At 61.1% G+C, this 20,179-nt stretch carries 23 protein-coding genes; 9 read left to right on the forward strand and 14 right to left on the reverse strand.

Annotated features, from left to right (window positions below):
• Positions 1 to 19: 19 nt before the first annotated feature.
• The 5 genes from ABUA09_RS07335 (at position 20) to ABUA09_RS07355 (ending at position 3,768) form a co-directional block, all read left to right on the forward strand.
• Positions 20 to 274 carry a heavy-metal-associated domain-containing protein gene (locus tag ABUA09_RS07335; protein ID WP_009259415.1) on the forward strand — a complete coding sequence of 85 codons (255 nt, stop codon included), beginning with the start codon at positions 20 to 22 and terminating at the stop codon, positions 272 to 274.
• A gap of 5 nt (positions 275 to 279) precedes the next feature.
• A complete protein-coding gene (locus ABUA09_RS07340; protein WP_021632107.1) occupies positions 280 to 1,182 on the forward strand; it encodes a helix-turn-helix transcriptional regulator in 903 nt (300 codons plus the stop codon).
• A gap of 74 nt (positions 1,183 to 1,256) precedes the next feature.
• A complete protein-coding gene (locus tag ABUA09_RS07345) occupies positions 1,257 to 1,337 on the forward strand; it encodes a DUF6219 family protein (protein WP_226923292.1) in 81 nt (26 codons plus the stop codon).
• A gap of 19 nt (positions 1,338 to 1,356) precedes the next feature.
• Positions 1,357 to 1,620, forward strand: a complete 264-nt coding sequence (locus tag ABUA09_RS07350; protein ID WP_009259413.1) for a DUF6110 family protein — start codon at positions 1,357 to 1,359, stop codon at positions 1,618 to 1,620.
• A gap of 60 nt (positions 1,621 to 1,680) precedes the next feature.
• Positions 1,681 to 3,768, forward strand: coding sequence for a heavy metal translocating P-type ATPase (locus ABUA09_RS07355; protein WP_009259412.1), 2,088 nt, complete (start codon positions 1,681 to 1,683; stop codon positions 3,766 to 3,768).
• A gap of 109 nt (positions 3,769 to 3,877) precedes the next feature.
• Here the strand turns inward: ABUA09_RS07355 and ABUA09_RS07360 are convergent, their stop codons facing one another.
• The 6 genes from ABUA09_RS07360 to ABUA09_RS07385 all read right to left on the reverse strand — a co-directional run bounded on the left by ABUA09_RS07360 (position 3,878) and on the right by ABUA09_RS07385 (position 7,875).
• Complete coding sequence (locus ABUA09_RS07360; RefSeq protein ID WP_009259411.1) at positions 3,878 to 4,213, reverse strand: cupin domain-containing protein; 336 nt, start codon at positions 4,211 to 4,213, stop codon at positions 3,878 to 3,880.
• 11 nt (positions 4,214 to 4,224) lie between these two features.
• Positions 4,225 to 4,560, reverse strand: coding sequence for a cupin domain-containing protein (locus tag ABUA09_RS07365; protein ID WP_009259410.1), 336 nt, complete (start codon positions 4,558 to 4,560; stop codon positions 4,225 to 4,227).
• Between the two features lie 82 nt (positions 4,561 to 4,642).
• On the reverse strand, positions 4,643 to 5,329 hold the full coding sequence (locus ABUA09_RS07370) for an ABC transporter ATP-binding protein (RefSeq protein WP_009259409.1): 687 nt from the start codon (positions 5,327 to 5,329) through the stop codon (positions 4,643 to 4,645).
• Complete coding sequence (locus ABUA09_RS07375) at positions 5,323 to 6,072, reverse strand: ABC transporter permease (RefSeq protein WP_009259408.1); 750 nt, start codon at positions 6,070 to 6,072, stop codon at positions 5,323 to 5,325. The genes ABUA09_RS07370 and ABUA09_RS07375 overlap by 7 nt, the downstream gene beginning before the upstream one ends.
• Positions 6,062 to 7,087 (reverse strand): ABC transporter substrate-binding protein, encoded by a 1,026-nt coding sequence (locus ABUA09_RS07380; protein ID WP_009259407.1) that lies wholly within the window; start codon positions 7,085 to 7,087, stop codon positions 6,062 to 6,064. The genes ABUA09_RS07375 and ABUA09_RS07380 overlap by 11 nt, the downstream gene beginning before the upstream one ends.
• Positions 7,088 to 7,197: 110 nt before the next feature.
• Entirely contained in the window at positions 7,198 to 7,875 is a 678-nt protein-coding gene (locus ABUA09_RS07385) for a Crp/Fnr family transcriptional regulator (protein WP_009259406.1), read from the reverse strand.
• A gap of 125 nt (positions 7,876 to 8,000) precedes the next feature.
• On the opposite strand from ABUA09_RS07385, the gene ABUA09_RS07390 reads away from it, so the two are divergent.
• Positions 8,001 to 11,864 (forward strand): acyl-CoA dehydratase activase, encoded by a 3,864-nt coding sequence (locus ABUA09_RS07390; RefSeq protein ID WP_009259405.1) that lies wholly within the window; start codon positions 8,001 to 8,003, stop codon positions 11,862 to 11,864.
• Between the two features lie 64 nt (positions 11,865 to 11,928).
• On the opposite strand, the gene ABUA09_RS07395 is transcribed toward ABUA09_RS07390, so the two are convergent.
• The 4 genes from ABUA09_RS07395 to ABUA09_RS07410 are packed head-to-tail and all read right to left on the reverse strand — an operon-like array spanning position 11,929 to position 15,026.
• Positions 11,929 to 12,510: an ATP-binding cassette domain-containing protein gene (locus tag ABUA09_RS07395; RefSeq protein ID WP_009259404.1), complete on the reverse strand. Its 582-nt coding sequence runs from the start codon at positions 12,508 to 12,510 to the stop codon at positions 11,929 to 11,931.
• A 3-nt stretch (positions 12,511 to 12,513) separates the two neighbouring features.
• A complete protein-coding gene (locus ABUA09_RS07400) occupies positions 12,514 to 13,263 on the reverse strand; it encodes an ABC transporter permease (protein ID WP_009259403.1) in 750 nt (249 codons plus the stop codon).
• Between the two features lie 6 nt (positions 13,264 to 13,269).
• The gene (locus tag ABUA09_RS07405) at positions 13,270 to 14,340 is read right to left on the reverse strand and encodes an ABC transporter substrate-binding protein (protein WP_080907303.1); all 1,071 of its coding nucleotides are present in this window, start codon (positions 14,338 to 14,340) and stop codon (positions 13,270 to 13,272) included.
• Positions 14,341 to 14,363: 23 nt separating this feature from the next.
• On the reverse strand, positions 14,364 to 15,026 hold the full coding sequence (locus ABUA09_RS07410) for a Crp/Fnr family transcriptional regulator (protein WP_226923290.1): 663 nt from the start codon (positions 15,024 to 15,026) through the stop codon (positions 14,364 to 14,366).
• A 181-nt stretch (positions 15,027 to 15,207) separates the two neighbouring features.
• On the opposite strand from ABUA09_RS07410, the gene ABUA09_RS07415 reads away from it, so the two are divergent.
• The 3 genes from ABUA09_RS07415 to ABUA09_RS07425 are packed head-to-tail and all read left to right on the forward strand — an operon-like array spanning position 15,208 to position 17,587.
• On the forward strand, positions 15,208 to 15,921 hold the full coding sequence (locus tag ABUA09_RS07415; RefSeq protein WP_009259400.1) for a GTP-binding protein: 714 nt from the start codon (positions 15,208 to 15,210) through the stop codon (positions 15,919 to 15,921).
• On the forward strand, positions 15,909 to 16,652 hold the full coding sequence (locus ABUA09_RS07420; protein ID WP_009259399.1) for an ATP-binding cassette domain-containing protein: 744 nt from the start codon (positions 15,909 to 15,911) through the stop codon (positions 16,650 to 16,652). Before ABUA09_RS07415 ends, ABUA09_RS07420 begins: the two co-directional genes overlap by 13 nt.
• Complete coding sequence (locus ABUA09_RS07425) at positions 16,649 to 17,587, forward strand: hypothetical protein (protein ID WP_009259398.1); 939 nt, start codon at positions 16,649 to 16,651, stop codon at positions 17,585 to 17,587. The genes ABUA09_RS07420 and ABUA09_RS07425 overlap by 4 nt, the downstream gene beginning before the upstream one ends.
• A gap of 72 nt (positions 17,588 to 17,659) precedes the next feature.
• On the opposite strand, the gene ABUA09_RS07430 is transcribed toward ABUA09_RS07425, so the two are convergent.
• The 4 genes from ABUA09_RS07430 to ABUA09_RS07445 all read right to left on the reverse strand — a co-directional run bounded on the left by ABUA09_RS07430 (position 17,660) and on the right by ABUA09_RS07445 (position 20,144).
• Positions 17,660 to 18,442 carry a ZIP family metal transporter gene (locus tag ABUA09_RS07430; RefSeq protein ID WP_080907302.1) on the reverse strand — a complete coding sequence of 261 codons (783 nt, stop codon included), beginning with the start codon at positions 18,440 to 18,442 and terminating at the stop codon, positions 17,660 to 17,662.
• 15 nt (positions 18,443 to 18,457) lie between these two features.
• The gene (locus ABUA09_RS07435; protein ID WP_009259396.1) at positions 18,458 to 18,622 is read right to left on the reverse strand and encodes a hypothetical protein; all 165 of its coding nucleotides are present in this window, start codon (positions 18,620 to 18,622) and stop codon (positions 18,458 to 18,460) included.
• Positions 18,623 to 18,757: 135 nt separating this feature from the next.
• A complete protein-coding gene (locus ABUA09_RS07440; protein WP_024723481.1) occupies positions 18,758 to 19,045 on the reverse strand; it encodes a DUF4491 family protein in 288 nt (95 codons plus the stop codon).
• Positions 19,046 to 19,136: 91 nt separating this feature from the next.
• A complete protein-coding gene (locus ABUA09_RS07445) occupies positions 19,137 to 20,144 on the reverse strand; it encodes a helix-turn-helix domain-containing protein (protein ID WP_009259394.1) in 1,008 nt (335 codons plus the stop codon).
• Positions 20,145 to 20,179 lie beyond the last annotated feature (35 nt).

Below are 20,179 nucleotides of genomic sequence, written 5' to 3' on the forward strand. Positions count from 1 at the left end.
AAATGAGGAGGAAACTGTTATGCTCCAATATACCATCGTGGTGGAAGGAATGGCCTGCTCTATGTGTGAAGCCCATGTCAACGACGCGATCCGCAAGGCATTTCCCGTTAAAAAGGTCACCTCGTCTCACAGCAAAGGGCAGACGCAGATTCTGTGTGAGAATAGATTGGACGAGGACGCCCTGCGCGGTGCGATCTCCGCCACAGGCTATCAGGTCCTTTCCATCCAGTCAGCCCCTTATGAGAAGAAGGGCCTGTTCTCCTTCCGAAAGTAAGCGCCATGCTGGACGCACTTTTATCCTGGGACGGCTGGACCGTTACCCAGTTGCCCGCGGAGCAGGCGGCTATCTTCCGGCTGGAAGGGGTACCCCCCTCGGAAGAGTTCCTGTTTATTCAGGAGTCTGAGGCGCTGGAGATCCTATTCTGCCGCAAAGGCGGGCTTTTTTTGGAATGGGCCGGCCACCGGCGTCTTAGCCTCAGCACCGATCAGGTGCTGTTTCTCCCGGTCCGCACAGAAGCGTACCGGGGACGGTTTGCTTCAGAGCCATTCTACGGCACCCTTGTTCGGATGGAAGCGAAAACCGCATGGTCGACCCTGCGTGCCATGCACTCCGACCTGGGAGAGTCCATCTCCCGCGCCTGGAATGATCCCTGTATGTTGAGAGCGGCACTCTGGAGCGAAGCTCTGTTTTCTGCCTTGGACTATATGCAGCTGGGACATATCGGGGACTACTATGTTATCAAGGCGCTGGAAGTCCTGTTCCTGCTCCACGCGCAGCGGGAGGGGCTGGCCCTGACACCGCAGTGCGATTACCATACCCAAAGCCAGATCGAGACCATACGCGAGATCCAGAAATACATGGTGGGACACCTGGACGAGCGGTTGACAGTTCGGAGCCTGTCTCAGCAGTTCCGAATTTCCGGCACAGCGTTGAAGTCCTGTTTCCGCCAGGTTTATGGGGTCCCAGTCCACCAGTATCTTCTGGAGCAGCGCATGGCCCGGGCCGCGGAGCTCCTCACGACTACGACCCAGTCCGTACTCCAGATCTCCACGGTGGTGGGCTATTCCAGCGTCAGCCAATTTGGAATCGCCTTTAAGCGGCGTTACCATATGCCGCCCGCCCAATTCCGCCGGAACGCAAATAAAAATCCATTTACAACGGTTCCTGACCAGAACAGATAGAAAAACCTCAAATTCTTATGTTATTATAAGCGACCGAAATAAGGTGCCATGTCTGGCGAGGGAGGGACTATCCAATGAAGCACCACCGTTTCTGGGCCTGGGGCGCTGTTATCTGCATGGTCATGACTTTCATTACCGGGTACCGGCACCGCTGAATGTGAGGTGAACACCATAATGATGAATTTCCATAAAGGAGCCGCCCTGTTTGTGGGCGGGGTGCTGTTCGGCTCTGCCGGCTTCAAGCTGCTGTCCAGCAAGGATGCGAAGAAGGCCTATACCCACATGACCGCGGCCGCACTGCGTGTGCAGGAGTCCGTGATGGAAACGGTCACTTCCGTTCAGGAGAATGCTGCTGACATCCTGGCTTCCGCTAAGGAGATCAACGAGCAGCGTGCGAAAGCGGAGGAGGCCACCAGCGTGGAGTGCTCTGAAGCGTAACGCGCAAGAAATGAGAGAGGGGCCGCCGGGGGCGGTCCCTCTTGTTCTGTGGAGGCAATCATGAAATTTCAAATCAAACACGAATGCCGCGGGCGAATCCGTGTTCAGGCTGTGCAGCAGCGCATGACGCTGGAGCAGGCCGATATGCTGGAGGCGTGGCTGCTGACTCTGCCGCAGGTGGAGTGTGCGTCTGTCCATGAAAGAACTCGTTGCGCAGTGATCGAGTATCAGGGGGATCGGAAGGATTTACTGAGGATTCTCGCTGGCTTCTCCTATCAGGATCATGCGCTGGCGGAGCTGGTCCCGGTCCACAGCAGCCGGGCGCTCAACCGTGCCTATGAGGAAAAACTGGTGGGTATGGTGGCGTTTAAGGCCGTCCGATCCCTGTTCTTCCCGGCTCCGCTTCGTGCGGTCTACACAGTTATTCGGTCGGCTCCTTATCTGTTCCGGGCGCTTCGGTGTCTGCTGCGGAGACAGCTCCATGTGGAGTTGTTGGATGGAATCTCCGTCTGCCTGTCCATGGTACGGCGGGACTTCGACACGGCCAGTTCCGTGATGTTCCTGCTGCGGCTGGGCGAGCTTCTGGAGGAGTGGACCCACAAAAAGTCCGTGGAAAACTTGGCCAGGAGCATGTCCCTGAATATCGACCGGGTCTGGATGAAAACCGAAAGCGGAGAGGAACTGGTCCCGCTCCACCAGGTACAGGCCGGAGATCAGGTGGTCATCCGCATGGGCGGCATGATTCCCCTGGACGGCACCATTGCGGAGGGCGAGGTCATGCTCAACCAGGCGTCCCTCACCGGCGAGTCCATCCCCGTCCCCAAGCGGCCTGGGAGCAGCGTCTATGCCGGAACGGTGGTGGAGGAGGGCGAGTGCGTCCTTACGGTCACCCAGCAGTCCGGCAAGGGCCGCTATGACAAGATCGTGGCCATGATTGAGGAGTCGGAGCAGCTCAAGTCCACAGCGGAAAATCACGCAGCGCATCTGGCTGATCGACTGGTACCCTACACGCTGGCGGGGAGTGTGCTGGTCTATCTGCTCACCCGCAATGTCACCCGCGCCCTGTCCGTGCTGATGGTGGACTTCTCCTGCGCTTTGAAACTGTCCATGCCCCTGGCGGTTCTCTCCGCCATGAGCGAGGCCAGCCGCTTCCATGTGACCGTGAAAGGTGGAAAGTACCTGGAAGCTGTGGCCCAGGCGGATACCATTGTTTTTGACAAGACGGGTACCCTGACCCATGCCAACCCCGTGGTGGCTCAGGTGGTCCCATTCGGTGGGAACAAGGAGCTGGAAATGCTCCGGCTGGCCGCCTGCCTGGAGGAGCATTTCCCCCACTCCATGGCCAACGCCGTGGTTCAGGCCGCCAGGGAGCGGGATTTGGCCCATGAGGAGATGCACTCCCAGGTGGAGTACCTGGTGGCCCACGGCATCGCCAGTACGGTAGACGGCAGGCGGGTCATCATTGGCAGCGCCCACTTCGTCTTTGAGGATGAGGGCTGCACTGTCCCGCCGGGAGAGCAGGCCGCCTTCGACACCCTGCCCAAGCAGTACAGCCATCTGTATCTGGCGGTTGGCGGCGTGCTGGCCGCGGTTATCTGCATCTCCGACCCGCTGCGCGCCGAGGCTGCGGATGCGGTAGCTGCCCTCCACAGCCTGGGAGTGGGCAAGATCGTCATGCTCACCGGCGACAGTGAGCGCACCGCGGCGGCCATCGCCGCCCAGGTAGGGGTGGACGAGTACCGGGCTGAGGTGCTGCCGGAGGACAAGGCCCACTTTGTGCAGGCCGAGCGTTCGCAAGGCCGCACGGTGGTCATGATCGGCGACGGGGTCAACGATTCCCCGGCTCTGTCCGCTGCCAATGTTGGTATCGCAATCAGCGACGGTGCCGCCATCGCCCGGGAGATCGCGGACATCACCATCGCGGCAAACGACCTGTTCGAGCTGGTGCAGCTGCGGCGGCTGTCCATGGCCCTGATGAACCGCATCCAGTCCAATTACCGCTTTGTCATCGGCTTCAACGGTGGTCTCATCGCCTTGGGTGCCTTGGGCGTCCTGGCACCGGCCACCTCCGCCACGCTCCATAACCTGTCCACTCTGGGCATCAGCCTGCGCAGCATGACCAGTCTGCTGCCGCCGGCAAAAGCATGAACACAGCCCCGTCTGACCGTATGAACAAGGCCAGACGGGGCTGTGTCTTATGCTGTGATTTGTCGTACCCCTGCCTGGGTTTGTCCACGGAGCGTTGGACGGGAAAGGGTCACTGTTTCGCAACTACCAGGTACATTTTGAATGGGGTTACGGCCTGGACCGCATGGGGGATGCCGGCCGGCATGATGACAGCCTCCCCGGCGTTCAGCGTGTGCGGGACACCGTCAATGGTGATCTGAGCGGTGCCCTCCAGGATGGTGGCCATGGCGTCCCCGGGGGCGGCGTGGGTACTGATGGCCTCGCCCGCATCAAAGGCGAACAGCGTCATCCCCACACCAGGCCGCTGGGCCAGGGTCAGGCTGACGACTTTACCGGGCTCGTACCCGACCTGATCCTTCAGGGGAAAGGGCCGTGCATGGGGCAGGTTTTTGATCAACGGTTCCATACAGATCCTCCTCAGTTTGATTGGATGGTAATTTGCAGCAGTTTGAAGGGGCCGCTCCCGCCAATGGCGTGGGTGGTCTGCGCCGGGACAGCCAGACAATCCCCTGCGCCCAGGCGGACCTCGTGTCCCTCCAGGCGCAGAGGCATATCACCCTCCAGCACATAATAGACCGTGTCGCCGAAGTAGCGCTCCTCACTGATGCTCTCTCCGTCCCCAAAAGCCAGCAGCGTCATTTGGCAGTGCTCGCTGCGGGAAAGGGCCATGCTCACCACGCGCCCCGGCTGGATGGAGATGAGTTCCCTCAGAGCCGCCGGCTGCTGAACCGGCAGATTGCGGAGAATGTCCATTTCTGAGCCTCCTTCCGTGTTCTAAAAGCTAATATATCACATTTCCTTGTGGGACGCCATTGCCGTGGCAACCAGACCGGTTCTAACCGGTGATCCGCCGGATGATCTCTTGGCGCAGCCGGGCCAGTTCAGGGGCGGAGGCGTCCCGCCCCTCCGGGCCGGGGAGGTCAAACCACTGGCAGATTGCAGTGGGGCGCGGAGCGAGCACGGCGATGCGGGTCGCCACAGTGAGCGCTTCGTCGATTTCATGTGTGACAAAAAGCACCCCGGGCCGCTCCCGCTGCCAGATGGATAACAGCATGGACAGCATCTCCATGCGGATTCCGTAGTCCAGCCCCTGAAATGGCTCGTCCATCAGGAAAATCTCACCGCCGAAGTGGAATGCCCGGGCCAGGGCGCACCGGCGGGCCATGCCGCCGGAGAGTTGGCCGGGATAATAGCGTTCAAACCCCTCCAGCCCCACAGCGGTGATGAGGGAGCGCACTTCCCCGGCGGGCGCTTCCTCCCGCACCAGCCGGATGTTTTCCTCCACCGTGCGCCAAGGAAGCAGCCGGGCGCTCTGAAACATATAGCTCAGCCTGCCGTCCGCACCCTCCACCGTACCGGCGTCCGGCGCCGTCAGGCCGGAAATGATGTTCAGCAGCGTGGTTTTCCCGCAGCCGGAGGGGCCAATCAAGGCGACGATCTCGCCCCGGGACAGGGTGAGGGACAGGTTTGAGAGTACGGGCAGATCCTCAAAGCGTTTGCAGATCCCGCTCAGTCTCAGCATGGGGCTCCCCCTCTCCTGGACAGAAGCAGGCACACCAGCTTCTGCGTAATAAAGCACCCTGCCACCAGCAGGAATGCCCACGCGATGATCGCATCGGGCTGAATATTCAGCCGCGCGGTGGTGATGGCGCCGCCGATCCCGCTGTTCGTGGTGAGGACCTCTCCCATCACCGCCAGTTTCCACCCGCCGCCCACGACGATCTCTAACGCGGAGAGGAAATAGGGGCGGATAGAGGGCAGCGTCACATGAAGCAGGACTTTCCGGCGGGAAAAGCGGTAGAGCCTCGCCATCTCCAGAAGTTCCGGGTCTACGCCCCGCACGCCGTGGCTCAGGTTGATCACCACCGTCGGAATGGTGGATGCGGCCACGATGAATACACAGGGCCAGCCGTTAAACCCAAACCATACCAGAGCCAGCACAACCCAGCATACCGGCGGCACCGACTGGAGCACATGGATGAACGGCGCCCCCACATCCTCCAGTTTGGGGCACAGGCCGAACAGCAGACCCAGAATGGAACCCACCGCAATCCCGATCCCAAGGCCGAGCGCCAGGCGCAGCAGGGTGGTACCGACGGTGGGCCAGAAGTCCGGCTCCCGGATCAGCCACGCCAGCGTGCCCGCGACCTGTGGAACGGGAGGGAGCACCAGAGGGGAGAAACAGAGCGAGGCCAGCTGCCAGACACCCAGCAGCAGGCCCACGCCCAGGGCGCGGCGGAGCCAGAGGGCCGCCTTACCCCGCATAGTATAACCCGTCGTTGGGGAGTTTTCCGCCGATCATCGAGGGGTCAAAGTCGTTGAGCAGGTTATAGAATGTATCCAGTTCTCCCCAGGCGTCCTGGGCGCTTTTGAAGGTCAGGCCCATATTGGGGATCGCGGCCTCCACCACGGCGGCCTTCATGCCCAGGTGCTCCTCGGCCAGAGCGGCGGCCTCGGCGGGGTGATCCAGCACCCACTGGACACTCTCGGCGTAGGCGGCCTGGAACTGCTCTGTCAGCTCCGGGTTTTCGTCAATGAAGCCCTGGGTGGTGCCGAAGCCGGCGTTGGGGATCATGGTGTCGGTGCCGGTGACCCGCTGCCACTCCTCTTCAAAGCTGAGCGCCCGGCGTACTTCGCTGTTCTGGCTCATCGCAGATGTGACCTGCGGCTCGATCAGGGTGGCGTATTCCGCCTCGCCGGAGGCCAGCAGGGCGGCTACCTCTGCGGTGCTGGCGTAGACGATCTCCACATCCTCGCCCACCGTCAGCCCGGCTTCATTCAGGAAATACTGGGTCAGAGCGTCCGGAGGAGAGGACTGGAGGGGGATATAGACGGTCTTGCCGGCCAGATCGGCCCAGGTTTCAAACGCAGGATCCGTGGTCATGAAATACGTGACGCCCCAGGTATTCACATTCATCAGGCGCACATCCAGGCCCTTGTTGTAGAGTGTGGAAACCACAGTGAGCGGGAAGGCGTACAGGTCGTGCTCCCCGCCCTGAACCATGGCCAGCAGCTCCTCGGGGGAGTTCCACACATTCAGGTCGATGGTCACATTCTCTCCCAGCAGTCCGGCCTCCATCATGTGCAGGACGGGAAGCGCCGGGGGCGCGGTAGGCACACCCACTGAGATGGTCACCGGCTCGGCGGCCTGCGTGGAACTGGCCGGCGGGGATGTGGGGGATGCGGCGGGATTTTCGGCCGGATTATTTCCGTTGGAGCAGCCAGCCAGGGCAAACAGCAGCATCGCAGATGCTACCAGGGATGCAAGAGCGCGTTTCATGTGCGACTCTCCTTTCAAGAATTTTGGTTAGCAACAGCTAACCTGTTGCAGCGATATGATAGCACCCGCAAAAAAGCCTGTCCGTTGCCATGGCAACGGACAGGCAAAATTTATACGCTGAGAAAACTCTGATCCAGAATACGCACCTGTTGGCCCTGAAAGGCGAGAATCCCCTCTTTCTGCATACGCCCCAGTTCCCGGGAGAGGGCGCTGCGGTCTACACACAGATAGTCGGCCAGTTCGCCCCGCCCCATGTCCAGATGGAGTTCGCCGCCGGGCTTGACAGGGAGCATCTGGAGATAAAGCTTGATCCGGTTGCGGAGCCGGTTCTGGGCCAAGATCCGCATTTTCTGATTGAGAAAAAGGGCGCTCCGCCCCATTTCACGGAGCAGGTTGGCGGTGACCTGGGCTTTGTGCGGGCAAGCGCATTCCTGCTGAAGAAGCAGCGGGTCAAAATCCAGATAGAGCACCTGCACATCGGTCAGCGCGTCGATCTGGATGGGACTGTCCTCCGCCATGGAGCACACCAGAGTCTCCCCAAATACCTGCCCCCGCCCCAGCCGCTCGATGGTGACCAGATTGCCGTCCTCACTATACAGGGAGATCCGCAGCGTCCCATCCATCACAACGCCGGGCCGCTTCTGGCACTCGCCGATCTGGAGGAGGATGGCATCCTTACGAAACAATTTGGTTTCTCCCCGAAGGCAGGCCAGTACATTTTGATATTTCTCTTCCGGGATGCCGTCAAACAGGCGGCACTGACGCATCACCGTAGTAATTGGGTTCATGAGATACCTCCATGTTGCCGTGGCAATCGACAACTGTGCTGTAAACTGCTATGGTTAGTAAATGCTAACCGCATTATAGCGCTTTGCCTGGCAAATGTCAACGAGCGCGGAATGGGAGGATGACGATGAACGGAATCGGATTAGATTGTGGAAACGCCACATTGAAGCTCGTCCTGCTTTCCCCGGAGGGAAAGTTCCTTTGGGAAAAAACGGCTTTCCACTATGGAGCGGTGGTTCAGAGCGCCCGCCGTCTGCTGGGGGCGCTTTTAGCCGCGGACCCGGGGGCCTGCGGCTGCCCGGTGGTCATCACCGGAAACGCGGGCGACCGGCTGAAAGAGGGGTGCGATGCCCTGGCCGTGCTGGGGGAGATCCCAGCCATCCACCTCGGCGTCCGGCTGTTGGCCCCGGAAGCCCGCTCCGCCATTGAAATCGGCAGCCAGAGCGCCCGCTTCCTCACCGGCTTGGATCAGAACACCCCGCCCCGGTTTGCGGTAAATGAACACTGCGCCGGAGGTACCGGCTCCTTCTTTGAGGATCAGATGTCCCGGCTGGGACTGAAACTGGAGGACTACTCCCGCCTGGTGGGGCAGGCCCGCTCCATCCCAAGGCTCTCCGGCCGCTGCGCGGTCTTCGCCAAAACGGACATCATCCATCGGCAGCAGGAGGGGGTGCCCACACCGGACATCCTCCTGGGCCTTTGCTACGCCATGGTGCGCAACTACAAGGCGGTGATCGTCCGGGGGCTTCCCGTGGAAAAGCCCGTGGCCCTGTGCGGCGGCATCGGGCATAATCAGGGTGTGATCCAGGCTGTGCGGGAGGTCTTCGGATTGACGGAAGCAGAGCTGATCCTGCCGGAGAAATTCCCTTACGCCGGCGCCGCGGGAGCCGCGGAGGCAGCCATGGAGACCGCCACCTGCTCTATGGGGGAACTGCTGGCCAGTTTATGCGGCGGGGCGCTGGAAGGTGGGGATCGGCTGTGCCGTCAGCCGGCGCTGCGCGTACTTCCCGGTACACCTCCGTCTGTCCCCGCGGCCACCGGTACCATCCCGCCGGATGGGTGTGTCCTGGGGATTGATGTGGGGTCCACCAGCACGGATCTGGTGCTCACCGGCCGGGACGGTACGCTGATCGACTACCAGTATCTCCGCACAGCCGGGGACCCGGAGGGGGCGGTGCGCCGGGGCCTGGATGTCATCCATGAACGCTTTGGGCCGGTGTCCTTCCTGGCAGTGGGCGTCACCGGCTCCGGCCGGGAGCGCATTGGCCGCCTCATCGGGGCAGACGCCGTGCGGGATGAGATTACCGCCCAAGCTCGGGCGGCTGTCCACTGGTCGCCGGATGTGGATACGGTCTTTGAGATCGGAGGGCAGGACTCCAAGTATATCTCCCTACGGGGCGGACAGGTGGCCGACTTTCAGATGAACAGGATCTGCGCCGCCGGAACCGGCTCCTTTGTAGAAGAGCAGGCCGCGCGCATGGGTATCCCATTGGCGGAGTTCGGCCCTCTGGCCCTCAGCGCGCCCAGCGCGGTGGAGCTGGGAGAGCGGTGTACGGTGTTTATCGAGACAGCCATCCAGTCCGCACTCTCCCGGGGCGCCTCCCAGGCAGAGGTGGCGGCTGGCCTGTGCCGGTCCATTGTCCGCAACTACCTCCACAAGGTCGTTGGGGCCAAGCCTGTCGGAAGCCGCGTGGTGCTTCAGGGCGGTGTTGCCTACAATCCCGGGATCGTGGCCGCCTTTCAGCAGGAATTGGGGGAGCGGCTCACAGTTTCACCCTGTTTCCCCATCAGCGGCGCCTATGGAGCGGCCCTGCTGGCGCTGGAGTCAGTCCGCGGCCCGTCCTGCTTCCACGGATTTGACACAGCGGCCGGGGCGGAACACGCCGCCGGGCCAGGGGTGGCGGAGAACATCGCCTTCTACCAGCGGGCGGGGGCGCTGCTGCTGGAGGGGTATGACCCCATCCGGGTCCCAGGGAAAAAGATGGTGGGCGTCCCCTATGCGCTGGTGATCCACAAATTCTTCCCCATGGCAAATGCATTTTTCCGGAACTTGGGATTCAATGTCCTGCTCTCTCCGCCCACAAATGAGGAGATCATCCGGCTGGCCCAGCAGACTGCCCAGGCGGAGACCTGTTACCCGGTGAAGCTGCTCCACGGCCACATGGCATGGCTGGCGGAACAGGGCGTGGACTATATCTTCATGCCCTCTGTCCACACCATGAAGCACGAGTCCTCCCATGTAGAGCACAATTATGGCTGTGTCTATATGCAGACCGCGCCCCGGCTGGCGGCCAATGCCCTGGATCTGGAGCGGCGGGGAATCACCCTGCTCAGCCCGGTGTTCGACCTGGACTTTGGACAGGAGGCAATGGCCTCCGCCATGCTGGGCGTCGGGAAGCAGCTGGGAATACCAAAGCCGCGCTGTCTGCCCGCCCTGCTATCCGGGGCCAAGGCGGTGCGGCGGCATACCGCGGCGGTGGAGAAGCAGGGGCAGGAACTGCTGGCGTCCCTCAGACCGGACGACAAGGTGCTGGTACTCATTACCCGGAACTACGGCCTTTCCGATCCGGTGCTCAACATGGGTATTCCCCGGCTGCTGCTGGAGCGCGGGCATAAGGTCATCACCCTGTCCCACTTGCCCGCCCACGACCTGGATCTGTCGGAGGACTACCCCAATCTGTACTGGCCCTTTGGTCAGCACATCCTGTCCGGGGCCAAGCTCGTGGCCCATCATCCAAACCTGTATGCCGTCTATCTGACCAACCACGGCTGCGGCCCGGACACCATGCTTTCCTATCTGTTTCGGAAGGAAATGGGAGACAAGCCCTATCTGCAGATCGAGGTGGACGAGCATTTCTCTCCCGTGGGCGTGATCACACGGATCGAGGCGTTTCTTCAGAGCCTGGAGGGCCGCCCTGCCCAGCCGCTTCCGGCGGGCTTTTCCCTCACCTCCGTGGTACACCGCCCTACTGCGGTGGCCGCCGTGCCGGAGAGAACCGGAGGGCCGCTGCTCGTGCCTGACCTTCCGCCGTTTACCGCTTATCTCCGCGCATATTGTGAGGCGGCCTGGGAAACGGAGACGCGCACCCTGCGGCTCGACAGTACCACCCTGCCGCTGGGGAGGGCGGAGACCAGCTCCAAGGAGTATTTGCCATTCCCGGCCCTGCTGGGCGGCGTCCTGACGGCGGCAGAAGCGGAGAGCGGCCCGTTTCAGGTGCTTCTTCCCTCCACCCAGGGCGCGGAGGCAGACGGGCAATACCCCTGGGGCGTGGAGACGGTATTGGAACGCCAGGGGCTTTGCCGCGTGAAGGTCATCGCGCCGGAACTGGAGACGCTTCCGGAGCGCTGCCCGGAGCCGGATCTGCTGTTCCGGGCGTTCCTCGTCGGAGATCTCCTGCTGTGCGCTCCGCCGGAACAGCGGGACGCACTGGCTCCGGCGGGTGTGCCAGGCTGGGCAGAGCTGGAAACCCTTGCGGCGCACATCGGCGCCATTCCGCCGGAGGGACGGACGCTTGGGATCGTGGGTGAGCCGTTCACCCTCTTCACCCTTCATGACGGCGTCCCCGATACACTGGAACAGGAGGGCTGGCGGCTGCTCCGGGCGCCGCTGAGCGAATATCTGTGGTTCCTCTGGCGGGATGCGGGAAGCTCGGCCTGCCGGGAGTGGGCGGGCCGCGTGGAAGTACTCGGCCGTCTGCTGGGCCCCCGCAGCAGTTTTTCCCCTGAACTGGAGTCTCTGCGCTCCTCCGCAGACCGCCTTCTGCCCGGATTTTCCGGAGCCAATGGCCGGCATCGTTTGGCTAAAGGGCTGGAGTTAGGCGGACGGTGCGCCGGGGTGCTGACCATGGCGCCCAGATATGAAAATACCACCGCGATCTTGGAGATGACCGGTGCGCTGGACGGCGTACCGCACTTCCACCTGGCCATGGATCACGACTGGGATGAGGCTGCCCGGTCGCGCCTTCGTTCGTTCTTGTACTATTTGTCTTGAAAATAAATGCAAAGGGAGACCCTGCACCTTGAGGTGCGGGGTCTCCCTGTTTGCGGATAGGCGCTCATGTACTCAAATCAAGCCGTACAACCGCGCCCATGGCATCCAGCTCCGCAACATCATGGGTGACCAGGAGCACTGTCCGTCCAGCGCAGCGCCGGCGTGTGTCCGCCATCACGGTTTCTTTGGTCTCCCGGTCCAGACCCTTGAACGGCTCATCCAGGAAGAGCAGGTCGTATTCCGCCAGCAGTGCCCGCAAGATCGCCACCCGGCGGCGCATTCCGCCGGAGAGTTCCCGGGCTGGCTGCCGCAGACAGCCGGCCAGCCCCACCGCCGCCAAGGCGTCCTCCGTTTCTCTCCGTCCCAGGGTCGGATTGATCAGGCGGATATTTGCGGACGGGTCCAGATTGTCACAGAGCCGGTCCTCCTGAAAGACCGCGCTGAGCCGCAGGCCGGCAAGGCCGTCTATGGTGCCGCCGTCCGGCCGCTCCAGCCCCATCAGGATACGCAGCAAAGTGGTCTTGCCCGCCCCGGACGGGGCCATGAGGCCGGTCACCTGCCCGACCGGGAGTACGGCGGAGAAATCCCGCAGTACCGGCTTTCCAGCAAAGGACTTGCACAGGTTTCGGATCACAATGTCCTCCATGGCTCACATCCTCTCCATCGCTCTGGCGCCCCGCCGCAGCAGCGCCAGGAACGCCCGCTCAAAGGCCAGGCTCACCAGCACAATCACCAGAGTCCAGGCAAACAGGTCCGGGGTATCCAGATAGACCTTGGCCTGCTGGAGCTGCTCGCCGATAGAGCCCTCCGGCATACCGATGACCTCCGCGGCAATCCCTGACTTCCAGCACAGGCCCAGAGCGGAGCCGCAGGCCGACAGGAAATAGGGCATCACCTGGGGCAAATACACATAGCGGATGCTCCGCCCCACCGGGATGCGGAATACACGGGCCATCTCCATCAGCTGTGAGTCAGCAGCCCGGATGCCGCCCAGGACATTGGAATAGAGTACAGGCAGGACGATCAGAAATGAGATGGGTACCGCCAGATTCCGGGAGGAAAACAGGATCAGGGCCAGGATGATGAACGAGGCCACCGGGATGGACTTGATGGCCAGCATGGCGGGGGCCAGCAGCTCCTCCACCCGGCGAAACCGCGCGGAGAGGGCCGCCAGCACCGTGCCCGCCGCCACCCCCAGAAGGAAGCCTGCGGTGATCCGCACCAGGGAGTAGGCGATGCTCCCCCAGAAATCCGGTGTGGGGATCAACTCCCAGAGCCGGGACAGCACCCGCAGCGGAGAAACCAGGATGATCTGCTGGTCGATCGCCATAGCGCCCAGCTGCCAAAGGGCAAGCCAGACGAGCACCGCCCAGGCGCGTATGGTTCGAGGGCGTCTCATGAAAACTCAGCGGCTGTAGTAGAAGGCATCATCGGGCAGGGCACCGCCCACAGATTTGGGGTTCTGCTCAAACAGGACGGAAAGATACCCGGAGAGGCTGTCCTTCATCTCCACACCCTCGATAAAGACAATATTGCACTCCGGCAGGGCCTTCTGTGCCACTTCTGCGGCGACGATCTCATACTGGCCTACGAGCTGTGCGGCTTCATCCACATTGGCGTTCACATACTCCACCGACGCCCGGTAGTGCTCCAGGAACGCGGAGACCGCTTCAGGGTGCTCCGCTACAAACTCCGTGCGGCCAACCACCACACCGGTGACCAGCGTGGAGGGGGCGTCGCTCTCCGCCTGGATCTCGTCCCACTCCTCGGTCAGATCCAGCGCCACACGGATATTTTCGCTCTTTGTCTGAGCGGTGGTGACGAAGGGCTGAGGCAGCATGGCGATGGTGTTCTCCTCCGCCATAAGGGCCGACAGGCACTCAGCCTGTTCGCTCTTCCACTCGATAGTCACATCGGAGGCCGGGTCAATGCCGTTCTGGGTCAGCACATAGTTGAGGGCATACTCCGGCGTATTGCCCTTTCCGCTGGCGTAGATGGTCTTGCCCCGCAGATCCTCCACAGAGTGGACGGTATCGCCGCTCTCTACAATGTAAAGCACACCCAGGGTGTTGATGGCCAGCACCTGCACGCCGCCCTCGGTGTTGTTATAGAGGACGGAAGCCAGATTGGCCGGGACCGCAGCAAGATCCGTAGTCCCTTGGGCCAGAGCGGCGGAGACCTCATCGGTGGCCGCGGTGATGCTGAAGTGATAGTTGTTGTCGGTGAGTTCGCCCGTGTCTGCCTGGCTCATGAATTCCACCATGCCCATGGCAGTAGGCCCCTTGAGGGCCATCACATTGACATCCACCGGAGCAGCCGTCTCCTGCTGGGACGTAGTTTCCGGCTCCGTTAAGGTCGGAGAAGTGGACTCCGCACCATCCGCCGCTGCATTGGTGTTGCCGTTTCCGCCGGAGCATCCGGCCAGAAGTGCGGCAGACAGGGACAGTGTGCAAAACAGAGAGAGCAGTTTTTTCATTGGTACGGTACTTCCTTTCCTGATCATTTGGTGCGGGAGGGGTGGTAGAGCAGCTTTTCCAGCGCGGGCGTATCCAGCACGGTGAGGAGATTTCCCTCTGACCGCAGGACGCCCATGGATTGAAGGGCCGCCAGTTCCCGGAACAGCGCCGCCCGGCTGACGCCCAGCTGGCGTGCGAGGTCCTCCCGGGAGCCGGTGGGCTTCACACACCCGTTCCTGTCCTGACCGGCCAACAGATGGGCGATGACCCGCCCACGGCAGGACTGCATGGTGAGCAGTTCGATGCGCCGGAGCAGAAACTGGAGCTTTTGGTTGCACAGCTCCGCGTACCGGAGGGACAATCCGGCGTCCCGCTCCATACACGCCAGCAGTACGGGTTTAGGGATATAAAGAACTTCGGTTTCCTCCCCGCAGCGCAGGACCGTTTCCAGTTCAGCGCCGGCCAGCAGATTGCAGACACCGAAGCACTCCCCGGCAGGGAGCGTGCTGAGCTGGACATCTTTGCCGTCCAGGGCCACGGAGTAGACCTCTACCCGCCCGGACAGGATCAGCCCTACGGAGGGCACGCCGCCGGGCCGGTCGCTGAGGATATGGCCCGCCGGAAATGACTGGACGCGCGCCTGCTCCGCCGGCAGGGAGACCCCTGCCAGAAGAGGCGACTGTGCCAGCCTCCGTTCCAGTTCCACCTGCTCCAAAATACCCCTCCTCTCTGGTTAGTTACTGCTAACCTCTGGCGTATATTTTACCGGGTTCGGAGGCGTCCGTCAAGTATCAATCGAGATTGCCGGAGTCTCACTTGGTACTGACAAACTTGTGTTTCCTGTGGTAAGTTATGGCTAACCGATTTCAATACGAGGAGGAACTGCCGTGCCGCGCCATGTCTATCTGTTTTCCGGGGCTTCCGCCGTGGGGAAGACCTCGGCGCTGAAGGCCCTGCTTCCCCTGCTGGAAGAGGGCGGCACCGCTCCCTGCGTCTGCAAGATCGATTGCCTGAAGACCGGGGACGGGGCGCTCTTTCAGCGCATGGGGCTACCCTGTGTGACGGGTCTGAGCGGGGACATCTGCCCGGATCATTTTCTTGTCTCCAACCTGCCGGAGCTCTGGGACTGGGCGGACCGATTGAAGCGGGACACCCTGGTCATCGAGACTGCCGGACTTTGCCACCGCTGTTCCCCGGCCACGCAGCACATGACGGCCGGATGTGTGCTGGACTGCACCGCCAGCTGCCGGGCGTCGGGACAGCTTGGCCCAATGCTCACCCAGGCGGACTTTGTGGTGCTCACCAAGATCGACATGGTCTCCCAGGCGGAACTGGAGATCATCTCCTGGCAGATCCGGCAGATCAACCCCGGAGCGGCGCTTTTTCCGGTGGACGGTCTGGCGGGCTATGGAACCGACCTTTTGGCCCGGTGGCTGCTGGACCGGCCTGCGTGCGGCAGCTTTGAGGGGGACATTCTGCGGCACACCATGCCCAGCGGGGTCTGCTCCTACTGCGTGGGAGAGCAGCGTGTGGGCAGCGCATTCCAGCAGGGCGTGGTGGGCAAGATCAACTTTGAGGAGGCGGAAGTATGCAGTCTGTGACCATTCTTCCCGGCCGGGACAAGACCGGGAAGCCGGAACCCTTCCAGGGCATCACCCTGGAGCGGGGCGAACTGTGTACCATCGTGGGCAACACCGGCTCCGGGAAGTCCCGGTTCATCAAGGATGTAGAGCAGCTGGCCCATGGGGACTCGGTCACCCGCCGCCGGGTGCTCCTGGACGGCGTGGAGATCCCGGCGGAACGCCGCCAGTCCTTGTCTTCCCAACTGGTGGCCCACTTGGGGCAGAATATGCGCTTCGTGCTGGACGCCTCGGTGGAAGAGTTCCTGGCCCTCCATGCCCAGTGCAGGGGGAAGGAGACCCCGCCGGTGGAGGTGCTGGCCCTGGCCAATGAGATCACCCCGGAGCCTGTTGCCCTGGGCCAGAGCCTGAACCAGCTCAGCGGCGGCCAGTCCCGGGCGCTGATGATCGCCGACATCGCCCTGCTCTGCGACAGCCCCATTGTCCTCATCGACGAGATTGAGAACGCCGGCATCGACAAAGAGCGGGCGCTGGGCCTGCTTCAGCGTCATGACAAGTTGGTGCTGGTGGTCACCCATGACCCGCACACCGCCTTGATGTCCCGGCGGCGCATCGTCATGGGGGGCGGCGCGGTGGCTGCAGTGGTGGAGCGCAGCCCACAGGAGGCCGCACTCTATATGGAATTAGGCGAGCTGTACCGCCGGCAACAAACCTATCAGGCATCGCTTCGGAGAGGAGATCATCTGGCATGACACACATTCTGCTTTATTGGAACCACATCTGCGTCCTGCACCGCCAGGAAAAGGCGTTTTTGCAGGAGCTGGCCGGGCGGCTGCACCGGGAAGACATTGAGCTGGAGGTTCGTTTTTTCGGCTTGGGATACCCGGAGCATATGTCGGAGTATCTGGCCCGGCCGGATGCGGTGCTCCCAGACCTCATCGTTTCGGCGGATCTGGAGGTGTTCGAGGATCGGGCCATTTTTTCCAAGATGGAACCGGAGCTGTACCCGGCGGCAGATTGGGTCTCCCTGCGGGAAAGTCCTGCTCTGGACGCCGTGCGGCGGGGCGACAAACTCCTGCCCGCGGCGGCCATCCCTCTGGTCTACTATACCCGCGAGCTGGGGATATGCGAGCAGATGCGGCTGCCGGACTGGGACGGGCTGGCCTTCGGCGGGATCAACAACTCTGCCGTCAAGACGGTAGTAAAGGTTGTCTGGGAAACATGGGGCCGGGAGGCAGCCTCCGGCCTGCTGGACCGCAGCTTTGTAACGGATATGCCCATCGGAGCATTTCAAACTGTGCGCCAGGGACAGGCCCGTACCGCCCTGGTGCCCTCTCTCTACGCACTGCGGGCGGATGGGCAGAGCACCTTCCTCCGCACGCCCCAAGAGGGGCCGGTGCTGATCCCGTCCTATCTGTGCGCGCGGACCTCTGCCCCCGAGTGGGCGGCCCGGCGGGTGGCAGAGGAGATCTTGTGCCGGGAGCTGTGCGATTTCTATGTGTCCAACGGGGATCTGATCCTCTTTCCGGCCTGCACCCAACTGCACAGCAGCCAAGAGGGCGAGCGGGTCTGCTGCCCCTCCGCGGTGTGGCTGGACACCCTCGCTCGGGACGATTTCTATGGCCTGTACTGTAATAAACTTCCAACAGCAACCGACCCGATTCAGCGAATCAAGAAGCAATCCTAGGTTTAATATACTGTGAAAAACACGGAAGCGGAAGGGGGTACCCCCTTCCGCTTCCATGTTATGCGGGAGTCTCTATCCCAGTGCCACATCAAGGGCCATCATCAGGGTGAAGCCCAAAGCAAAGGTCAGCGCGCCCACATCTGAGTGCTCTCCCTGGGACATCTCAGGGATTAACTCTTCCACCACCACATAGATCATAGCGCCGGCGGCAAAACTCAGAAGATATGGAAGAGCCGGAACCACCAGCCCTGAGGCCAGAATCGTCAGCAGGGCGCCCAGCGGTTCTACCGCCCCGGAAAGTACGCCTCCTGCGAAAGCCCAGGGCTTGCTCATTCCCTCCGCGCGCAGGGGCATGGAGATAATCGCTCCCTCGGGGAAGTTCTGAATGGCGATGCCCAGAGATAAGGCCAGAGCGCCCATCATGGTGATTTGACCGTCTCCGGCCAGATAGCCCGCATAGACCACACCGACTGCCATTCCTTCCGGGATGTTATGGAGGGTAACCGCCAGTACCATCATGGTGGAGCGCCGCAGCTGCGTATGGGGCCCTTCCGCGCGGGAACTCTTTTGGTGGAGGTGAGGGATCAGATGATCCAACCCCAGCAGAAAGAGAATACCAACCCAAAAGCCAATGACCGCCGGCAGGAAGGCCCAGGTCCCTGCCCCGGCGGACTGATCCATGGCGGGGATCAGCAGGCTCCAGATCGACGCGGCCACCATGACGCCGGAGGCGAAGCCGGTCAGCCCCCGCTGCACCCGATCCCCCAAACCTTTCTTCAGGAAAAAGACGCAGGCGGACCCCAGCGAGGTGCCCACAAAAGGGATCAGCAGACCATAAATAACCGATGTTTGCATGGAATCACACCGGCCTTAGCGTTCCGTTTGCTCCTGCGTGTGGCTGTGCCGCCCACAGCAATGTTCGCCGTTGTTTTTCCTGCAGCAGCATCCGCCGTCCGGGTCTGTAGGGTCCAGGTGCAGAAGATCGACTTTGACGGGGCTTTCCTGCGTTCCCAGGGATTCCAGGTGATTGAACATAATCTGTCCTCTTTTCTATCATAATTTTGCTTGCATAATAGGATGTACTTCGCGGTTAGTCATTGCTAACCGCGGGATAATTATATAAAACCATACGCACTCTGTCAAGAGGATGGAAATAGGCAGGCCCCCTGCCTATTTCCGCTTTGGATTTTTTGGAAACCAGCCCCGCTCCACCCTGCGGGCCTGCTCCTTCAGTTCCCGGATGCTCCATATGCAGGCAACACCCAGCAGCCCCAGAAGGACAGAGAAAAGGCCCTGGATGAAAAGCGCGGCGATCAGGCAGAGCAGGCCCGCGATCAAAAATACTGGCCAGATACTCTGCGTGAAGTGATACTCAAACCAGATCACCAGAGGATGGAACGCTCCAATGATCACAAGGGACATCACGCCAACAACTACGCCTTCAAAGTTTAATTCCACAGACACCACCTCCCGGATATTATAACATTGATTTTTGGAGCCGGGCAAGTTGGATGCTGTAAAATCTTGAGATATTTGTGTGTTCTGTCCGTCAAAGTTTCTCATGGCTAAGGCGCTCCAAGTGCCTCCTGCGCCGATACTCTAACGGGGATATGCCGAATTGCTTCTTGAATGCCGCGGCGAATTTGCTCTGGTTGATGTATCCGACCTGTTCCGTCACCTCAGATACCGAAAGCCGGCTGCCCGTCAGCAATTCCGAGGCTTTTCTCATTCGGAGCTCCCGAAGATACGCCGATATGTTTTGCCCGAAGACACCGCGAAAATAATTCTTCATACTGGTTTCACTGATAGAAAACCTCGCGGCCAGTTCCCAGGCCGGATGATGCTGCCGCAGGTCGGCTGTGATAATCTGTTCGACCTGCTTTGCAATACTCACCTGCGTTTCCGTAAAATAGGCGCAGACCTGGGACAGAGGGATTTCCGTCTGCTCCATCAGCAGAGAAAACAGCGCCAGGGAATAGATCTTCATCTGCATTACAGCAAAGGGCATAGGCTCATGATACAGTGACCATAGTTTTTTCAGCAATTCTTCCGCGTCGGGGACAGCCTTGGAGATGTAGGTGCTTCCATTCCGGCAGTACCGCTCCACAACGCAGTGAAAGTCAAGCCCGAATTCCTCCAGAAGCCATACGCTCTGCGCCGCAAGCGTATCAAGCTCTGCGAAGAACTCCAGCCCCTCGTAGATGCGGCGTGGATAGACATACTGCCTTTGAGCAAAATGTTCTGTCAGAGACAGATCCCCATCCGTCACATACACAAAATTTCCGTTATTCAGAATGATCTCACAGCGCCCAGTTACGCAGTAGTTCAGAAGCAGCGGGCCTTTTTCATCAGAGCCCTCTCCTCGCAAATCCGGTGCTGTCCAGAGCGGAGCGTTTACTGAAATATAAGCCAGTGTCAGTCCCGGGAATAGCGGAAAAAATGTTACAAAGCCTTTTCCGTCCTTCTCATTTAGAAAAAGCCCCGCGCTGTATTCTCCCCGTTCGATAGATATTCCGGGAACTTCGACGCATTTTCGGATAATCTCATCAATGTTCATGGGTGAGTCCTCCTCTTGGCTCCGCAAGAAAAGAA

The sequence above is a fragment of the Intestinimonas sp. RTP31139st1_F5_RTP31139_211217 genome (assembly GCF_040226735.1).
Lineage (GTDB): Bacteria > Bacillota > Clostridia > Oscillospirales > Oscillospiraceae > Intestinimonas > Intestinimonas butyriciproducens.

Excerpts from the sequence above, each read along its gene's own strand:
- ABUA09_RS07335 (WP_009259415.1), top strand. The coding sequence starts at position 20 with ATGCTCCAATATACCATCGTGGTGGAAGGAATGGCCTGCTCTATGTGT.
- ABUA09_RS07340 (WP_021632107.1), top strand. The coding sequence starts at position 280 with ATGCTGGACGCACTTTTATCCTGGGACGGCTGGACCGTTACCCAGTTG.
- ABUA09_RS07345 (WP_226923292.1), top strand. The coding sequence starts at position 1,257 with ATGAAGCACCACCGTTTCTGGGCCTGGGGCGCTGTTATCTGCATGGTC.
- ABUA09_RS07350 (WP_009259413.1), top strand. The coding sequence starts at position 1,357 with ATGATGAATTTCCATAAAGGAGCCGCCCTGTTTGTGGGCGGGGTGCTG.
- ABUA09_RS07355 (WP_009259412.1), top strand. The coding sequence starts at position 1,681 with ATGAAATTTCAAATCAAACACGAATGCCGCGGGCGAATCCGTGTTCAG.
- ABUA09_RS07360 (WP_009259411.1), bottom strand. The coding sequence starts at position 4,213 with ATGGAACCGTTGATCAAAAACCTGCCCCATGCACGGCCCTTTCCCCTG.
- ABUA09_RS07365 (WP_009259410.1), bottom strand. The coding sequence starts at position 4,560 with ATGGACATTCTCCGCAATCTGCCGGTTCAGCAGCCGGCGGCTCTGAGG.
- ABUA09_RS07370 (WP_009259409.1), bottom strand. The coding sequence starts at position 5,329 with ATGCTGAGACTGAGCGGGATCTGCAAACGCTTTGAGGATCTGCCCGTA.
- ABUA09_RS07375 (WP_009259408.1), bottom strand. The coding sequence starts at position 6,072 with ATGCGGGGTAAGGCGGCCCTCTGGCTCCGCCGCGCCCTGGGCGTGGGC.
- ABUA09_RS07380 (WP_009259407.1), bottom strand. The coding sequence starts at position 7,087 with ATGAAACGCGCTCTTGCATCCCTGGTAGCATCTGCGATGCTGCTGTTT.
- ABUA09_RS07385 (WP_009259406.1), bottom strand. The coding sequence starts at position 7,875 with ATGAACCCAATTACTACGGTGATGCGTCAGTGCCGCCTGTTTGACGGC.
- ABUA09_RS07390 (WP_009259405.1), top strand. The coding sequence starts at position 8,001 with ATGAACGGAATCGGATTAGATTGTGGAAACGCCACATTGAAGCTCGTC.
- ABUA09_RS07395 (WP_009259404.1), bottom strand. The coding sequence starts at position 12,510 with ATGGAGGACATTGTGATCCGAAACCTGTGCAAGTCCTTTGCTGGAAAG.
- ABUA09_RS07400 (WP_009259403.1), bottom strand. The coding sequence starts at position 13,263 with ATGAGACGCCCTCGAACCATACGCGCCTGGGCGGTGCTCGTCTGGCTT.
- ABUA09_RS07405 (WP_080907303.1), bottom strand. The coding sequence starts at position 14,340 with ATGAAAAAACTGCTCTCTCTGTTTTGCACACTGTCCCTGTCTGCCGCA.
- ABUA09_RS07420 (WP_009259399.1), top strand. The coding sequence starts at position 15,909 with ATGCAGTCTGTGACCATTCTTCCCGGCCGGGACAAGACCGGGAAGCCG.
- ABUA09_RS07425 (WP_009259398.1), top strand. The coding sequence starts at position 16,649 with ATGACACACATTCTGCTTTATTGGAACCACATCTGCGTCCTGCACCGC.
- ABUA09_RS07430 (WP_080907302.1), bottom strand. The coding sequence starts at position 18,442 with ATGCAAACATCGGTTATTTATGGTCTGCTGATCCCTTTTGTGGGCACC.
- ABUA09_RS07435 (WP_009259396.1), bottom strand. The coding sequence starts at position 18,622 with ATGTTCAATCACCTGGAATCCCTGGGAACGCAGGAAAGCCCCGTCAAA.
- ABUA09_RS07445 (WP_009259394.1), bottom strand. The coding sequence starts at position 20,144 with ATGAACATTGATGAGATTATCCGAAAATGCGTCGAAGTTCCCGGAATA.